The sequence below is a fragment of the Gordonia hongkongensis genome (genome assembly GCF_023078355.1).
GTDB lineage: Bacteria > Actinomycetota > Actinomycetes > Mycobacteriales > Mycobacteriaceae > Gordonia > Gordonia hongkongensis.
Window position 1 is genome coordinate 3,262,797 of the sequence record NZ_CP095552.1, and the last position, 16,070, is coordinate 3,278,866.

Annotated in this window: 12 protein-coding genes and 1 pseudogene; 2 read left to right on the forward strand and 11 right to left on the reverse strand. The window is 67.3% G+C overall.

From position 1 onward, the window contains the following. The first annotated feature begins 1 nt into the window (after window position 1). Window positions 2–2,425 (forward strand): malto-oligosyltrehalose synthase, encoded by a 2,424-nt coding sequence (gene treY, locus MVF96_RS14745; protein ID WP_247449496.1) that lies wholly within the window; start codon window positions 2–4, stop codon window positions 2,423–2,425. An 81-nt stretch (window positions 2,426–2,506) separates the two neighbouring features. On the opposite strand, the gene MVF96_RS14750 is transcribed toward treY, so the two are convergent. From MVF96_RS14750 to MVF96_RS14790, 9 genes and pseudogenes are all read right to left on the reverse strand, one after another. Then, window positions 2,507–3,415 carry a hypothetical protein gene (locus MVF96_RS14750; RefSeq protein WP_247449498.1) on the reverse strand — a complete coding sequence of 303 codons (909 nt, stop codon included), beginning with the start codon at window positions 3,413–3,415 and terminating at the stop codon, window positions 2,507–2,509. 59 nt (window positions 3,416–3,474) lie between these two features. After that, window positions 3,475–4,647 (reverse strand): MlaD family protein, encoded by a 1,173-nt coding sequence (locus MVF96_RS14755; RefSeq protein WP_058251741.1) that lies wholly within the window; start codon window positions 4,645–4,647, stop codon window positions 3,475–3,477. Next, entirely contained in the window at window positions 4,644–5,792 is a 1,149-nt protein-coding gene (locus MVF96_RS14760; protein ID WP_159371026.1) for an MlaD family protein, read from the reverse strand. The genes MVF96_RS14755 and MVF96_RS14760 overlap by 4 nt, the downstream gene beginning before the upstream one ends. A gap of 11 nt (window positions 5,793–5,803) precedes the next feature. Continuing rightward, a pseudogene (locus MVF96_RS14765) lies at window positions 5,804–6,903 on the reverse strand (MCE family protein). Between the two features lie 41 nt (window positions 6,904–6,944). Further along, window positions 6,945–7,934, reverse strand: coding sequence for an MCE family protein (locus tag MVF96_RS14770; RefSeq protein WP_055476590.1), 990 nt, complete (start codon window positions 7,932–7,934; stop codon window positions 6,945–6,947). Beyond that, window positions 7,931–8,965: an MCE family protein gene (locus tag MVF96_RS14775; protein WP_159371028.1), complete on the reverse strand. Its 1,035-nt coding sequence runs from the start codon at window positions 8,963–8,965 to the stop codon at window positions 7,931–7,933. Before MVF96_RS14775 ends, MVF96_RS14770 begins: the two co-directional genes overlap by 4 nt. Next, window positions 8,962–10,299 carry an MlaD family protein gene (locus tag MVF96_RS14780; RefSeq protein ID WP_247449500.1) on the reverse strand — a complete coding sequence of 446 codons (1,338 nt, stop codon included), beginning with the start codon at window positions 10,297–10,299 and terminating at the stop codon, window positions 8,962–8,964. Before MVF96_RS14780 ends, MVF96_RS14775 begins: the two co-directional genes overlap by 4 nt. Before the next feature lie 10 nt (window positions 10,300–10,309). Then, window positions 10,310–11,176, reverse strand: a complete 867-nt coding sequence (locus MVF96_RS14785; RefSeq protein WP_055476553.1) for an MlaE family ABC transporter permease — start codon at window positions 11,174–11,176, stop codon at window positions 10,310–10,312. A gap of 1 nt (window position 11,177) precedes the next feature. After that, complete coding sequence (locus MVF96_RS14790) at window positions 11,178–12,035, reverse strand: MlaE family ABC transporter permease (RefSeq protein ID WP_065632319.1); 858 nt, start codon at window positions 12,033–12,035, stop codon at window positions 11,178–11,180. Between the two features lie 313 nt (window positions 12,036–12,348). Between MVF96_RS14790 and treZ the strand changes: the two genes are divergently transcribed. Next, window positions 12,349–14,139, forward strand: coding sequence for a malto-oligosyltrehalose trehalohydrolase (treZ, locus tag MVF96_RS14795; RefSeq protein ID WP_083207473.1), 1,791 nt, complete (start codon window positions 12,349–12,351; stop codon window positions 14,137–14,139). Window positions 14,140–14,184: 45 nt separating this feature from the next. On the opposite strand, the gene MVF96_RS14800 is transcribed toward treZ, so the two are convergent. Further along, window positions 14,185–14,511, reverse strand: coding sequence for a hypothetical protein (locus MVF96_RS14800; protein WP_247449502.1), 327 nt, complete (start codon window positions 14,509–14,511; stop codon window positions 14,185–14,187). 147 nt (window positions 14,512–14,658) lie between these two features. Further along, a complete protein-coding gene (gene ilvA / locus MVF96_RS14805; protein WP_247449504.1) occupies window positions 14,659–16,035 on the reverse strand; it encodes a threonine ammonia-lyase IlvA in 1,377 nt (458 codons plus the stop codon). Window positions 16,036–16,070 lie beyond the last annotated feature (35 nt).

Below are 16,070 nucleotides of genomic sequence, written 5' to 3' on the forward strand. Positions count from 1 at the left end.
CATGGGCAATCGTCCGACCCCGCGCGCGACGTACCGGCTCCAACTACACGGCGACTTCGGATTCGCCGATGCCACAGCACAGCTCGACCACCTCGCCGAGTTGGGGATCAGCCACGTCTACCTCTCCCCGATCGGCACGGCGTCGGCCGGGTCGACGCACGGCTACGACTGGTTGCCGCCGCCGGCGGTCTCCGCCGTGCTGGGCGGGATCGACGGGCTGCGGGAACTGCGTTCCGCCGCCGCCGAACGCGGTCTGGGTCTGATCATCGACATCGTCCCGAACCACACCGGAGTCGCCGATGCACTCGCCAACCCGTGGTTCGCCGACCTGCTCCGCCACGGGCCCGGATCGGCGTACGCGCACTATTTCGACGCCGACTTCAGCGACGACAACGGTGCCGACGGAAAGCTGGCCCTGCCGATCGTCGCCGCCGATGGGGACTTGAGCCCGCTCGAGATCGACGAGCACGGGAATCTGCGGTACTACGATCACGCGTTCCCGATCGCCCCCGGCACCGCGGGAGACATTCGGCCCGCTCGCTCCGCTCCCGGCGCCGGGGACACTCGGCCCGCTCGCTCCGCTCCCGGCGCCGGGGACACTCGGCCCGCTCGCTCCGCTCCCGGCGCCGGCGGCACACCGGGTGAGATCCACTCCCGCCAGCACTATCGGCTCGTGCCGTGGAACAGCGGCCTGATCGGCTACCGGCGGTTCTTCACGGTCAACGAACTCGCCGGTCTGCGCCAGGAGGACCCGGAGGTCTACGACGCGACGCACCACTGGCTGCGTGAGTTGCTCGACGCCGACCTCATCGACGGTGTGCGCGTGGATCATCCGGACGGTCTGTGGGACCCCCAGGATTATCTGCGCCGATTGCGAGCGGACGTGGGCGACGACCGTCTCCTCTACATCGAGAAGATCCTGGCGCCGGATGAGCCCCTCGAACCGACACTGCCGGTCGAGGGCACCACCGGGTACGACCACATGCGCGTGATCGATGCCGTGTTCGTGGCGCCGGCCGGCGTCGCCCAGCTCACCGAGCTACACGAACGGATCACCGGCGAGAGCGGTGACGCGCGGTGGGTGGAGGCCGCCGAGCACGATCGCAAACTCCGCACCGTGCGGGAGTCGTTCCCGGCGGAGCTCAGACGTCTCGTGCGCGCCGTCACCACGCGCGTCGAGGGATCACCGGCCTCGGATCCGGACGTGATCGCCACCGCCTGCGCCGAACTGATCGCCGCGCTCGGGGTCTACCGGGCGGACTACCCGTCGTTGCGTCCACGTCTACTCGCCGTCGCCACCGGGATCGCCGAGGCGAAACCCGAACTGCGTGCCGCGATCGACCTCATCGTGCGGGAGACGGCGGTGCCCGGCGAGGCGACATCGAGGCTGGCGCAGACCTGCGGAGCGGTGACCGCGAAGAGCGTCGAGGACAGCTTGTTCTACCGGACGGCCCGGCTCGTCTCCGCCCAGGAGGTCGGTGGCGATCCCGCGAATCCCGTCATGTCGCTGGCCGATTTCCACGAGCACAACGCCGAGCGCGCCGCGCGGTGGCCGCTGGCCATGACGGCCACGTCGACGCACGACACCAAACGCGGTGAGGACGTGCGCGCGCGGATCGCGGTGCTCGCCCAGATCCCCGACCGCTGGTCCCAGCTCGTCGAGGAGGTCTGGCGCGAGACCGACGTGCCGGATGACCTGACCGGCTATTTTCTGCTGCAGAACATCGTCGGGGTCTGGCCCACCGAGGACCCGGTCACCGATGAGTTGCGGGGCCGGTTGATCGAGTACGCCCGTAAGGCGACTCGCGAGGCCGGTCTGCGCACCACGTGGACCGAGGTGAACGAGGAGTTCGAGGCCGCGGTCGAGACCTGGATCGGCCAGGTCACCAGCGGGGACGTCGCATCCTCGGTCGCCGAACTCGTCGACCGCATCGGACCGGCGTGGGAGCAGGAAGCGCTGGCGCGCAAGGCGATCGCGATCCTCGGGCCCGGGGTCCCCGACATCTATCAGGGCACCGAGTGGTGGGAGGACTCCCTCGTCGATCCCGACAATCGACGACCGGTCGACTTCGGCCGGTCGACCGAGCACCCGAAGACCCGACTCGTCCAGGCAGCTCTCCGTGCCCGGGCCGCGCATCCCGATGCGTTCGCCGTTGCGGGCACCTATCAGCGACTGACCGCCGACGGGCCCGCCGCCGACCACACCATCGCGTTCGTGCGAGGCACCGGCGACACCCCCTCGGTCGTCGTGGTGACCGCCCGGTTCACCCACAGCCTCGACCACGATGCCGCGGCCGCGACGTCGATCGCCCTGCCCCCGGGGTTCCGGTGGCGCGACGACCGAACAGGGTCGGTGTACGAGGGATCGGTCGACCTCGCCTCGGCCCGTGCCGAACACCCCGTGGCGATACTCGTCCGAACGTGACGCCCACCCACCACTGATAGACGAGCGCGCCCCCGAATCGGTGGCGCGCTCGTCCATTGCCGGTGAGTGTGTCGGCCCGGATCAGCCGCCGGGTGCGGGTGCCGGCGCGGGCTGCGGTGCCGGCGACGGCTGGGGTGCCGGCGCACCTGCGGCGCCGGGCAGCGACTGCGACGGATCGATCTGACCGCTGGGGCTCCCCGGCGGACCGTCGACCTCGGACACCAGCCACTTGCCGTCTTCCTTGCTGAGGTCCAAGCGGAAGACCATCAGGCTGGTACCGCCGCTGGGCAACTTGACGCTGCGGCCGGTCACCTCCGCCATCACCACGGTCTTGGCGGTGTCGGCATCGACGGTCTCGACGGCAACCACGCTGATCGTCGAGGACACCTCGATGTTCAGGGACTCCACATTGGCCTCGGTGTCGGCCCGTTCCTGCTCGAGGCGGTTGCGCAACTCCCCCGTCGACAGCGGACCCAGCAGTTCCTTCGAGTTGCCCGCGTTGTCGGCGTTGAGTGTCGTCACGAGCTTCGTGACGAAGTCCGCCGAGGCCGCCTTGGAATCGGCGAACGCGTCGGCCTCCCGCTGGAGGTCGTAGGCGCGCCAGCCGAAGAACGCCACCAGCGCGATGAGCGCGACCGCGACGATGGCGGCGAGAACCTTCTTGATCCCGCCGCCGGTGACCGTGAACGAGATCTCGCGGCGATCCGAACCCGCCTTCGATGATGCTGCCGGCGACGGGTCACCCGCGGCATCGGAGGCGTCGGCACCGTCGGTCTCGGACGTGCTCGCCGCCGTGCCGGTTCCGCTCCGTCGAGCCGACTTCCCCCGCGGCGTCGCCGCGGTCCCGGCGTCGTTCGTGTCCTCCGCGCTCGTCGCCCCATCGGTGTGATCGGCTGCGACATCCCCGCTCTCGGGCGACGTGCTGTCGGCCTTCTCGTCCGTCGGATTCACGTCGGTATCAGTACGATCTGGGTCATTCCGGTCAGTCATCTACAGGTCACACAACTTGTCTGTCGTCGTCGAGTGGCCGTCAGTCGTCGAGCGGCCCATCACTTGTCGAGCGGAACGGTACGGGCGTTCGGGTCGTAACCCGGCGGCGGTCCCGCGGTGTCGTCGCCCGGTGGCCGCGGCGCATTGGCCGAGCCACGGATCTGCTGACGCGGATCCTCGGTCACACAGTACAGATTGGTCGGGATGGTCAGCTCGAGGATCTGCGTCGGCCGCCGCGGCGTCACCGGGTAGTTGCAGCTCGGACGCGGGTACACCGACCCGAAGGCCCACCACGCACCGTCGTGGAACATGGTGAGGCTCTTGACACTGGCATCGCGGATCGCGGGGAACAGCGTCGCGAGCGCCGGCGCCCGCAACGCACCCTGCTCGGCGATGTCGACGAATTGCTTCGTCACATCGGTGATCGGATCCGTCAACTGGTTGATCGACCCGGCCAGGCTCGTGAACTGCGAGGGACCCCGGTCGAGGAGCTCACGGAGTTCCTGGTCGGAGGCAGCCGCCGAGTTGACCAGCGAGCTCAACCCCGCCACCGTCGTGCCGAGGTCGGGCTGGATCTGTGCCGTGGTCTTGAAGATGGTCCCCGCGTTCTGGATGAACTTGGTGGTCTCCGGCAGCGCGGTGTACAGCTTCGCGAAGATCGTGCCACCGGAGTCGAAGATGACGGACAGGTCGTTCGTGCCGTCCTCGTCGTAGAGAGCGATCTTCAGATTGTCCACGGCGGAACGGAGTTTCGCCGGATCGATCTGGTTGATCAGTTCCAGCGAGGACTCGAGCAGTTGCGAGAACGGCACGGTGACCTCGGTCTGGTCGGCCCGGATGACGTCCCCGTCCTCCAGGTAGGGACCGTCGGACGTGTCCGGCTGGAAATCGACGTACTGCTCGCCCGCAGCCGACAGACCCAGTGCCGCAACGGTGGTGTCGCGGTTGATCTTGTACCGGTCCTCGACCGTGACGACGACCTCCACCGAATCCGGTTGCACCCGAACGGTGTCGACGTCGCCGATGCGCGCGCCGCGCAGTGTGACCCCGGACGTCTCCTGCAGACCGCCGGAGACCGGGAACTGGATGGTGAGCTTGTACTTGTCGGCGAACGGCTGCCACCGCAGGATGCCCAGGGCGAGATAGCTGAGTCCGACGACCATGACCAGTACCAGGGCGATGTTGCCCACGAGTACCGAATTCCGGCGTAGGACACCGAATATGCCGCTCATCCGCAACACCCCCTCGTCCCCGTGATCCGCGCCAGCAGACGGGTCAGTGTCTGCTGCAACGCCGCCGAACCCTCGTCCACGTCCTGGATCTCGGGCAGTCTGCTCGCCGAGTCGAAGCCGACACCCGGGCTGAGCCAGTAGACCTTCGACGACACCGCCGCCGCGCTACCCGGTGTGGACTTGACCCACTTCGGCGTGAGCTCGTGCAGGTTGTCGGCCAGTGATCCGAGCGGACCCGCGGCCTGCCGGAGCCCGGCCAGCACCGTCGACAGATGGCCCAGCATCTCGACCAGGTTGTCCTGATCGCTGTCGAGGAAGTCGTTGGTGGCCGCGGTGACCTGCTGGGTCTTGTCCAGGGTGGTCAGGATCGTGGCGATCTGCCCGTTCAGCGACTCGAGCGCCGGACCCAATTTGTTGATCGACGCCATGATCTGCGCACGCCCGTCGGCGAGCTGACCGCTGAGCACCCGCGTGGCGGCCAGCGAGCGATCGACCGCCGCCGAACTCTGGTTCAGCTTCCGGATGCCGGTGGTCAGGCCCCGGATGGCGCCGTTGAGATCCGACGGGTTCGTCGCGACCGCGCTGCTCAGCTCGGTGAGGATGATCGTCAACGAGTTCAGCGAACCGCTGTCCACGACCCCGCTCATGCTGATCAGCAGATCCTCGACCGTCGCCGCGGCCGACGTCGGACCGGTGAGCGTGTCCCCGTCCACCATCAGACCGTCGCGCGCCTCGATCGGCGGCAGCAGGGCGACGAAGACGTCGCCCAGCGGTGTGGCCTGGCGGAGTTCGGCGCCGGTCCCGACCGGGAGCTTGGTCTTCTTGCTGACCTGCATGGTCACCACTGCGGTGTAGTCCTTGGCGACGAGGTCGGTGACCTGTCCGACATCGGTTCCGTTCAGCTTCACCTTCGCCTGCGCCGGCAGGTTGAGCGCGTTGGCGAAGTTCGCGGTGATCGTGATCGAGTCACCGATGCCGCCCGGTGCGGGCAGCGGGATCTGCTCCACCGTGAGACTCGGGAGGAGTCCGCAACCGGTGAGCCCCATGAGCGCCGCGAGCAGCACCGCCATGACTCCGCCTCGGCGGACCCGGCCGTGGGATCGCGCCGGGCGCCCGGGACCGTCCGAACGGCTCAGCGAATCCATTGTGGCCGTTCTCATTTCGTCAGCTCCAGCATCGCCGAGTAGATACCGAGGTCGGGACCGAAGTCCTTGAGCTTGCCCGTGCGGCAACCGTCCTTCTGCAGGTTGATCGCCTCACAGAACTCGGCGAGGAGTTCGTTGTCGAGGAGCGTCTTGTCGAGCAGCACCTGCGTGCGCCACGCGCCCTGTTCGGCCGAGATCGAGTTGCTCAGGTTCTGGAAGAGCAGCGGGCCGACGTCGACCGTCTCGACGACCTGCCGCGAGTAGTCCCCGAGATTGGCGGTCAGCGCGGCGAGCCGGTCGAACGACACCGACATGGTGTTGGTGTTGTTCTGCAGGAACACGGTGGTGTTCTGCAGCGTCTGATTCAGGTTGGCCAGGGTGGCGAGCAGACCGGGCGCCTGGTCTCCCAGCAGCTGCGACACCTGGTTGACCGACTCGGAGAACGCCGTCATCTTCGGATAGTTCTGCACCAGGGTGGTGGTCAGACCCTCGATGGTCTCGAGGATGTCGACGAGGGCATCGCTGTTGCCCGCCACCACATCGGACGCCCCGCCGAGTTCGTCGAGCGCCGCGCGGATCTCCTCGCCGTTGCCGGTGGCGATGCCGGAGGTGATGTCGATCATCTCCGCGAGAGGGCCGGGTCCTTCTCCTCACCCTTGAGGGCCACCACCAGACCGTCGATGGCGTCGAACAGCTCGCCGACCGACACCGGGGCCTTCGTCTCTTTCAGGACCGAGCCGTCCTCGAGCTTCGGTCCGCCGTCGTAGGCGGGCGACAACTCGATATGGCGGGTGGTGACGATCGAAGTGTTGACGATCGCCGCCGTGGCGTCGGCCGGGACGGGGACGTCGCTGTCGATCGTCATGGTCACCTTGACGCGCTCGCCCTGCGGCTCCACCGCGGTGACCTGACCGACCGGCATGCCGAGGACCGCGACGTCGTTGCTGACGTAGAGCCCGGCGACGTTGTCAAAGTAGGCCGTGACCTCGATGGCCTGTCCGAGCGCCGCCTTCCAACTCCCCGGGATCATCGAGCAACCGGAGAGCCCCAGGATGCCGAGCAGCGCGACCCCGACCAGCAGGATCGGGCGGCGGAGTCCATGGGCGTGCATCGTCGTACCTGCCGTCCTGTCCGGGCTCATCGTTTCCGGGCTCAGCATCCGTCCACCACCCGGGCCAGGCACAGCCAGTTGTCGGGGAAGATGCCCCACGGCAGATAGCCGTTCGCGTAGGGCCCGTCGCCGATGACGTTGTTGGTCAGGCGCGCGGTGACCGGGAGGATCTCCAGCAATTTGCGGAGGTTGTTGCGGTTCTTCTCCAGACCCTGGGTGATCGTGTTCAGGTTGGCCATGATGGGCGCGAACTGGTTGGCGTTCTCGCCGGCCACCGCGGTCGCCTGCTCGGTGAGTTCGGCGATGCCGTCGAGCATCCGGGTGACCAGTTCTTCACGCGCAACGATTTTCTGGGTCAGGTCGCGTCCCTGACCCACGATCACGGCGAGCTGGGCCTGATTGTCGTTGACGATGTTGGTGATCGTCTTGGTGTCGGCGATCAATTGGTTGATCTGGTCCTTGCGATTCGTGATGACCTTCGACATCTGGGTGAGCGCCTCGAAGGTCGGCTCGGTGATCGCCGGTACGCCGGCGAGCTGCCGGTTGAGGGTGCGGATGCTCTCGGAGAGCGTCCGGTCGTCGATCCCGGTCAGGATCGGCGCGCCCGCCTCGATGGTGCGCTGGAGATCGTAGGGCACGGCGGTCTTCGCGATGTGCCCGTCGGGTGCATCCTCCGGCGAATCTCCCAGCGACACATCGATGTAGCGCTGACCCAGCAACGTCGACATCTTGATCTCGGCGGAACCGTTGGACGTCACCCGGACGTCGCTGTCGACCTTCATGGTGATGGCGACGTGCTGTCCGGCGAGTTCGGTGTCGGTGACCTCACCGACGTCGATACCGGCGACGCGGACCTTGTCCCCCGGCCGGATACCGCCGGCCTGGGCGAAGTCGCCGGTGAGGGTCTTCTTGCCCAGATGCGCAGTCGCGAGAGCGGTCACGCCGAGCAACAGGGCGACGATGACCACGGCGCCGATCACGCCGAACCACACGCGCCGGTTGTCACGGAAACTCCTGCGGAACCAGCTCATCGGCACACCACCGAGTGATTCGTGCCGCCGATCTTGTTGAAGATCCCGGGCGGTAGCAGGACGTCGCCGATCGCGACGTCGAGATCACATGCATAGATGTTCAAGTAAGCGCCCTCACCGAGCACGAGCGGGAAATGACCGAGGAAGATCGGCGCGTCGACCGCCATCCGATCGAGTTTGGCGCCATTGCTGATCAGGGTGTTGGTCGCGATCCGGCCGTCCGTCGCGGCGTCGGCGAGACTCTGTCGGCTCTCACTCAGCACGTCGGCGAATCCGCTTGCGGTGCGGCCGATGTCGGTCACCGCACTGCCGAACGCCGCGGAGTTCGAGTTGAGGTTTGCGATCAGCGCCGACATCGACTCGATGACGGTGCCCAGCTGACCGCCCTGGCGCGACAGGTCGCGCATGACCGCACTCAGGTTGTTGATGATCGCGCCGAGCACGACGTCCCGGTTGGCCGTGTCCTCCGCGAGGCGGCCGACCTCGGCGACCGTGTAGCTCAAGGACACCGAATTGCCCTGGAACGCCTGGATCAAGCCCTCGGACAGGGCGTTGACCTGTTCCGGGGTGAGGGTCTCGAAGACCGGCTGGAACCCGGCGAGCAATGTGGTGACGTCGAAGGAGTCCTCGGAGGGGAGCTCGAGCGTCGACCCCGGGTCGAGCGGCGTGCTCTCCCGATCCGGGACCAGCGTCAGGTTCAGATATCGCTGCCCGATGAGGTTCTGGTAGCGGATCGCCGCCCGGGTGTTGGTGTACACCTGCTGGTTGTCCTGCACCTCGAAGGTGACCCGGGCGCGGCCGTCGGCGAGTTCGATCCCGTCCACACGACCGACGCGGACTCCGGCCATGCGGACGTCGTCGCCCTCGGCCAGACCCGAGGCGTCACCGAAATAGGTGGTGTAGCTGTTGGTCGTCCCCGGCACCGAGCGCTCCAGCGTCGAGAAGATCACGTAGGTGACCAGCAACGCGGCGATCCCGAAGATGGTGAAACCGATCAGCGGTTTGCGGATCGATTCCGAAGCCGCGCTCATCGTCCTCCTCCTTGGCCGTCGCCACCCCGGCCCGGCTCGGCGGCGTTGCGCACCTCGAGCGTCTGGACCAGGGGGCCCAGCATGATCGTGTCCGCTGCCGACGGGGTACGGCGCAAGACGGTGCCGAGGGTCTTGTTGTCGGCATCGGTGGTGACATTGCCGACCGGCTTGTTCCGGCGCATCCCGTCGGACGGATAGATCGACAGCGGACCCGACATCGTCGGCCCCGTGCCCGTGCCCGGTCCCACGCAGCCGGGGCCGCGCAGTGTGCCGTAGGGGCCGCCGTCGTACACCGGGCAGTTCTGCCGGGTGTAGCGCTGGAAGGCGCCGAAGCTGACACCGATGTTGAGCTGCACGTGACCGTTGGTGCCGGTGAACACCGTCAGCACCCTCGCGGCCAGGTTGTTCAGTGCGATCACGCCCTGCGGCAGCGAGTTCGGCTCGAGGACGAGCGCACCCAGCATGCGGTTCAGATCGGTCACCAGACGCTGACCGCTGTCGCCATTGCGCGCGAACAGCAACTGGGTCTGATCGAGCAGGCCCTGACTCGCCGTCAACACCGCGGTCAGGTCACGCTGCTTCTCCGCGATGGTGATCGCCGGGATCACGCTGCGGCCCAGGGTGTCCAGCAGTTGCGGCGCCGACTGCGACAGTCCGGTGAGCGCGGCATCGAAGTTGTCGAAACCCGGGGGCGCGCCCGGCGGGAACTGGGCGTTGATCGAGTCGAAGTAGTTCTTCAGGACGGGGACGAACGACCCGAACACCGAGCCGCCGCCCTTCAGCGCGTCGGCGATCGTGCCGAGCACCTGCGCCAGTTCCTCCGGCGGCACCGCGTCGAGGATCCGCTTCAGCTCGTTCTGGGCGTCCTGCAGCTTGATCGTCTCGAGCGAGTCGTCGGCCGGGATCACATCGCCGGCGGACAACCGGTCGGCACCCACCTCGGCGGGCTGCACCAGCTCGACCGAGTTGACACCGAACAGATTCGACGGAACCGTACGCGCGGTCACCGAGGCAGGAATGCCTTCCGCCTGGGCGGGCTGGATGTCGATGGCGACGTCTTTGATCAGGTTGCCGGCGGTGGCCTGCGAGGAGTCGTCGACGGCGATGGACTTGACCGTTCCGACGATCAGCCCGTTGTACCGGACGTCGGCTCCGTTCATGAGGCCGTCGCCGACATCGACGAGTTCGGCCGTGACAGGCACCGTCTTGCTGAACGTGCCCTGGTACCGCATGAACAGCAGCACGAAGATCACCAGCAGGACGAGCAGGAAGGCGACTCCGCGCAGCACGTATTGCAGCAGCGAGGGATTGCGCCCGTCGGTCGCGATGTTCACGGTCTCCCCCTCATCCCGAGATCTTGATCCCGGGCGACGTGCCCCAGAACACGAGTGTCATGACCAGGTTCGCGAAGACGATGACGATGATCGCGAGTCGGATGGCATGTCCGGCAGCAACTCCCACTCCTTCGGGACCACCTGAGGCGAAGTAGCCGTAGTAGCACTGGATGAACGTCGTCAGCAGGACGAAGACGATCACCTTGAAGAACGAGAACAACATGTCCCACGAGACGAGGAACTGGTTGAAGTAGTACAGATACGTGCCCTCGCCCTGACCGCTCTGCAGCATGAACATGAACTGGCAGGCGAGGTAGTTGGCGGCCAGCGACACCGAGTAGAGCGGGATGATCGCCAGGACGGCCGCGCACATCCGGGTGGTGACGAGATACGGCAGCGGCCGGATCGCGATCGCCTCGAGGGCGTCGATCTCCTCGGCGATGCGCATCGAGCCCAACTGTGCGGTGAACCGGCAACCCGACTGGGCGGTGAACGCGGTCGCGGCGAGCAGCGGTGCGATCTCGCGGGTCGTCGCGAAGGCGGACAGCCCGCCGGTCACCGGGGACATGCCGAGCAGATTGAGGGCGGTGTAGCCCTCGATACCCACGGTCGCGCCGCCCATGATGCCGAGGATCACCATGACACCCACGGTGCCGCCACCGACGACGATGGCGCCGTTGCCCCAGGCCACGTCGGCAAGGAGGCGCCACACCTCTTTGCTGTAGTGACGGAACGCCAGCGGCACCGCGGCGATCGAGCGGACCAGGAAGGTGATCAGATGGCCCATCGCGGCGAGCGCATCGCGCGGACCGCGGTACACCGCCTTGGCGGCCTCGAGCGGCCGCAGGGCCGGAGGTACATACCGTGACGCGGTCATCTCACACCACCCTCGACGGGAACAGGATCGCGAACAGCTGCGTGAGGATCACGTTCACCGTGAACAGCAGCAGGACCGAGTTGACGACAGCGGCGTTCACCGAGTTGGCCACACCCGCAGGCCCGCCCTTCGTCGAGAGGCCGCGATCGCAGGCGACGATGGCCACGATCGCGCCGAATATGACGGCTTTGGCCAACGCGAACATGAGGTCGGCGGTGGTGGCGAAGGACGCGAAGGTGCCGGTGTAGCTACCCGGTGTGCCGCCCTGGAAGTAGACGTTGAAGACGTAGCCGGTGATGAACCCGACGAAGCAGACGAACCCGCAGAGCAGGAAGCTGACGACCATCGTCGCGAGGAGTCGCGGCGAGATCAGACGCTCGATGGGGTTGACGCCCATGACGCGCATCGCGTCGATCTCGTCGCGGATGGTGCGGGATCCGAGGTCCGCGGCGATCGCCGAGCCGACGGCGCCCGCGAGGAGCAGCGACGTCACCAGCGGTGCACCCTGCCGGATCACACCGAGACCCGTCGCCGCGCCGGAGAACGACGTGGCACCGACCTGACCGGCGATGTTGGACACCTGGATCGACACGATGACGCCGATCGGGATGGCGACCAGGAGGGTCGGGAAGACCGAGGTGCTGGCCATGAAGGCGCACTGACGGATGAACTCCCCGAACGGGAACCGTCGCTTGAAGAGATCGACGAAGAGGGTCCGGAACACCTCGACGAACATGCCGAGCTGGCGACCGAATGTGTCGAACGAGGCAACGACATGGCCGTCCACCCACGACCGCACCGCCCCCGGCCTCTTGCGACCCACCTCCGCGTCGTCCGAGGTGACTGCGTTAGTGCTCAAACCCTGCCCTTGCGTCTCGGCTTACCCGTTCACCGGCCGTCAGGTCGCGATGGCGCGTGTCGACGTCGACGCGCGTTCTCGTTCCCGCAGACCCGCTTCGCGTGCCCCCCGTGGGCATGAGCGCCGCGGGTAACATACCCCACTTCCCTCGTCCGAATGTGTCCGGCCTCACACTAGCGCCCGACTGCACCTGTCCGAGGTCCGACATACCTTGCATGATGTGACGAATCCCCCGACCGCTGCCGCTGTTGCCCAGAGCACGATAACTTGGTCGGACGACCAGCGGGAACAAAACCTACCACTTCGTTCCAATGTGGAGCCCTTCCGATCACCGCGATCACTGGGCGAACTCCGGGTCTGGGCACCGAATGCGCAGGTCGTCGAGCTGGTGATCGGGTCGTCCGCGCAGGACCCGGCCGCGGACCGGATCACCATGACGGCAGGCGCGGGCGGGTGGTGGCAGGTGGACACCGCACCGGGAACCGAACCCGTCGAGGAACTGCGCTACGGATTCTCGATCGACGGCGGACCGGTGCGTCCTGATCCGCGGGCCGTGCGCCTGCCGGACGGGGTGCACGAACTGTCGGCATTGTTCACCGTCGACGACGCCGGATGGACCGACGCAGACTGGACCGGTCGCGACATCCGGGGAGCGGTGGTCTATGAGCTCCATCTCGGCACCTTCACCCCGGAGGGCACGCTCGACTCCGCCATCGGCCGGCTCGACCATCTCGTCGACCTGGGGGTCGACTTCGTCGAGCTGATGCCGGTCAACGCGTTCAACGGGGTTCACAACTGGGGCTACGACGGCGTCGGCTGGTACGCGGTGCAGGAGACCTACGGCGGACCGGCAGCGCTGGCCCGGTTCGTCGATGCCTGTCACGCCCGGGGACTCGGTGTCGTCCTCGACGTCGTCTACAACCATCTGGGTCCGTCCGGCAACTACCTACCCGACTTCGGGCCCTACCTCTCCGAGGGCGTCACATCCTGGGGATCGTCGGTCAATCTGTCCGATCCGGACTCCGACGAGGTCCGTGCGTTCATCGCCGGTACGGCCCTGCGGTGGTTCACCGAGTTCCATGTCGACGCCCTGCGCCTCGACGCGGTACACGCGCTGGCCGACCACCGCGCCGTGCACATACTGGAAGAACTCGCCGCCGCCACCGACGATCTCGCCGTCGAACTCGGGCGACCGCTGTCGCTGATCGCCGAGAGCGACCTCAACGATCCCCGCATGATCTCCCCGCGCAGCGTCAACGGACTCGGGCTCACCGCGCAGTGGGACGACGACATCCACCACGCGATCCACACGCTGGTGTCGGGCGAACGGCAGGGCTACTACGGCGACTTCGGGAGCTACGGCTGCCTGGAGAAGGTTCTCACCGGCGGGTTCTTCCACGACGGCACCTATTCGTCGTTCCGGAAACGCCGTCACGGACGACCGATCCCGACCGACCGGCTGCCCGCGTCGGCCCTCCTCGCCTACACCTGCAACCACGATCAGATCGGCAACCGGGCGATCGGCGACCGCCCGAGCGCCTACCTCGACGGCGGACAGCTGGCGATCAAGGCGGCGCTGGTCCTGCTGTCCCCGTTCACCCCGATGCTGTTCATGGGTGAGGAGTGGGCGGCCGCGACACCGTTCCAGTTCTTCACCTCCCACCCGGAGCCCGAACTGGGCCGAGCCACCGCGGAGGGGCGCAAATCGGAATTCGCCGAACACGGCTGGGACAGCGACGACGTGCCCGATCCGCAGGACCCGGCGACGTTCGAGCGGTCGAAGCTGGACTGGACCGAACTCGACGATCCCGCACACGCGCGTGTGCTCGACTTCTATCGAACTCTCATCGCCTTGCGGAAAGCCGAAGCCGCGCTGTCCGATCCGGCCTTCTCGTCGGTGTCCGTCGACTTCGACGAGGCGGCCGGATGGTTCGCGATGCATCGCGGTGACTGGTCGGTGGTCTGCGTTCCCGGCGCCGCACCGGTGACCGTCCCGATCTCGCTCGACGTCGAATTGGCGTGGCAGTCACCGAGTTCCGAGGGCTCCGAGCTCGCCTCGCCGGGTCACAACGTGATCGTCGGCCGCCGTGGTGACGGCTCATAGCCCGAAGTCGCGTGTACCGCGGCTCCGGGCCATGAAGTCAAGTGGTCAGACGGCGTCGCCGCCGTCGATACTGCCGAAGTCGCCGACCTCGACGTTGCCCTCGTCGTCGACCGCGGTGTCGAAGATGCCGTCGCAATCGGTGTCGGCGACCGCGATGTCGGTGAGGCCGTCGGCGTCGGTGTCGGCCTCGATGACGTCGATCTCGCCGTCAGCATTGGTGTCATAGGCGATGGAGTCGGCCTGGCCGTCGCCGTCGGTGTCGAGGATGGCGTCGGTGGTGCCGTCACCGTCGACGTCGGTGAGTGCGGCGTCGACGGCTCCGTCGCCATCGGTGTCGATGAGAACGGCGTCGGCGGGGATCTCGGTGCTCATGGGGTTGTCCTTCCAAGTGACGAGGCGCTGTGGTGGTGCAGTGCCTCTGGGCGGTTCATGTACTTGGAGGCGGCACCGGACGCGAATGTTCCCGTGGTCTGGGGAGTCATCCGAATGGTCGACGCCGGCGTTTCGCGGCCCCGATTCTCAGGTCAGGTAGGCGTACGCCGGACTACCCGGTTCGAGCCGCTCGCAGTGCAGCCGGGAGTGCGCCATCCGGTCCATCAGGTCGCCGAGCCCGTCGCGGTGTCCCAGCTCGACGCCGACGAGGGCGGCGCCGGTCTCCCGGTTGTTGCGTTTCACGTACTCGAACAGCGTGATGTCGTCGTCGGGTCCGAGAACCTCGTCGAGGAAACGCCGCAGCGCACCCGGCTCCTGTGGGAAGTCGACCAGGAAGTAGTGCTTGAGTCCCCGGTGCACCAGCGAGCGCTCGATGATCTCGCCGTACCGGGACACGTCGTTGTTGCCGCCGGAGACCAGGCACACCACCGTGGAGTCCGCGGGCAGCTGCAGTTTGTCGAGGATCGCGACGGCGAGCGCCCCCGCGGGTTCGGCGATGATGCCCTCGTTCTGGTAGAGCTCGAGCATCGCCGAGCAGATGGCGCCTTCATCGACGTGGGTGATATGCGCGGTTCCCGGCACGGGGGCGTGACGCTCGTCGGGTACCACGCGTGCGGCGGGGGCGTCGGTGATGCTCGCCAGCACCGGGTGATCGGTCACGGTCGCGCCCATCTCCGACAACACCCGGTGCCCGATGGTCCCGATGCGCTTCACCGCTGCCCCGTCGACGAACGGGTCGATCTCGGCGAGGGTCACCGGTCCCCCGTTGACGAGGGCGGCGCTCAGCGACACCGCGCCGGTCGGTTCGACACCGACGATCGTGACGTCCTCGGACAGGCCGCGGAAATAGGTGGCCATCCCGGCCAGGCATCCCCCGCCGCCGACCGGTGCGACCACGACGTCGGGAACACGACCGAGCTGTTCGACGATCTCGTGCGCGATGGTCCCCTGACCGGCCGCGGTCCGCGGGTCGTCGAATGCATGGATCCACGCGGACCCGGTACGCATCACGTCGTCCTGAGCAGCGGCCGCGGCGGCGTCGTAGGTGTCGCCGACGGCCTTGAGCTCGACGAAGTCACCACCGTGCCAACGGATTCGATCTCGTTTCTGCTTGGGCGTGGTGGTCGGGACATAGATGCGTCCGGGCACCTGCATGCTCCGGCATGCGAACGCGACCCCCTGGGCGTGGTTGCCGGCGCTGGCCGCGACGACGCCACGCGACAGCTCCTCGGCCGACAGCTGCGCCATCACGTTGTAGGCGCCGCGCAGTTTGTAGGAACGGACGGCCTGGAGGTCCTCGCGCTTCAGGAAGATCTCGGCCCCGGTGTCGGCGGACAGCCGCGGGCAGATCTCGAGCGGGGTACGCGCCACCGCGTCGGCGATACGGATCGATGCGGCTTCGATCGCGTCTACCGACAACGCCTGTTGATGGACCGGGACGTGGTGCGTACTCACGACAGCCATGTTCTCACTGTCTGCCGGTGATCCGATGTCGCGGG

Bases quoted from the DNA above. Each gene is read 5' to 3' on its own strand.
- treY (WP_247449496.1), top strand. From the start codon at position 2: ATGGGCAATCGTCCGACCCCGCGCGCGACGTACCGGCTCCAACTACAC.
- MVF96_RS14750 (WP_247449498.1), bottom strand. From the start codon at position 3,415: ATGACTGACCGGAATGACCCAGATCGTACTGATACCGACGTGAATCCG.
- MVF96_RS14755 (WP_058251741.1), bottom strand. From the start codon at position 4,647: ATGAGCGGCATATTCGGTGTCCTACGCCGGAATTCGGTACTCGTGGGC.
- MVF96_RS14760 (WP_159371026.1), bottom strand. From the start codon at position 5,792: ATGGATTCGCTGAGCCGTTCGGACGGTCCCGGGCGCCCGGCGCGATCC.
- MVF96_RS14770 (WP_055476590.1), bottom strand. From the start codon at position 7,934: ATGAGCTGGTTCCGCAGGAGTTTCCGTGACAACCGGCGCGTGTGGTTC.
- MVF96_RS14775 (WP_159371028.1), bottom strand. From the start codon at position 8,965: ATGAGCGCGGCTTCGGAATCGATCCGCAAACCGCTGATCGGTTTCACC.
- MVF96_RS14785 (WP_055476553.1), bottom strand. From the start codon at position 11,176: ATGACCGCGTCACGGTATGTACCTCCGGCCCTGCGGCCGCTCGAGGCC.
- MVF96_RS14800 (WP_247449502.1), bottom strand. From the start codon at position 14,511: ATGAGCACCGAGATCCCCGCCGACGCCGTTCTCATCGACACCGATGGC.
- ilvA (WP_247449504.1), bottom strand. From the start codon at position 16,035: ATGGCTGTCGTGAGTACGCACCACGTCCCGGTCCATCAACAGGCGTTG.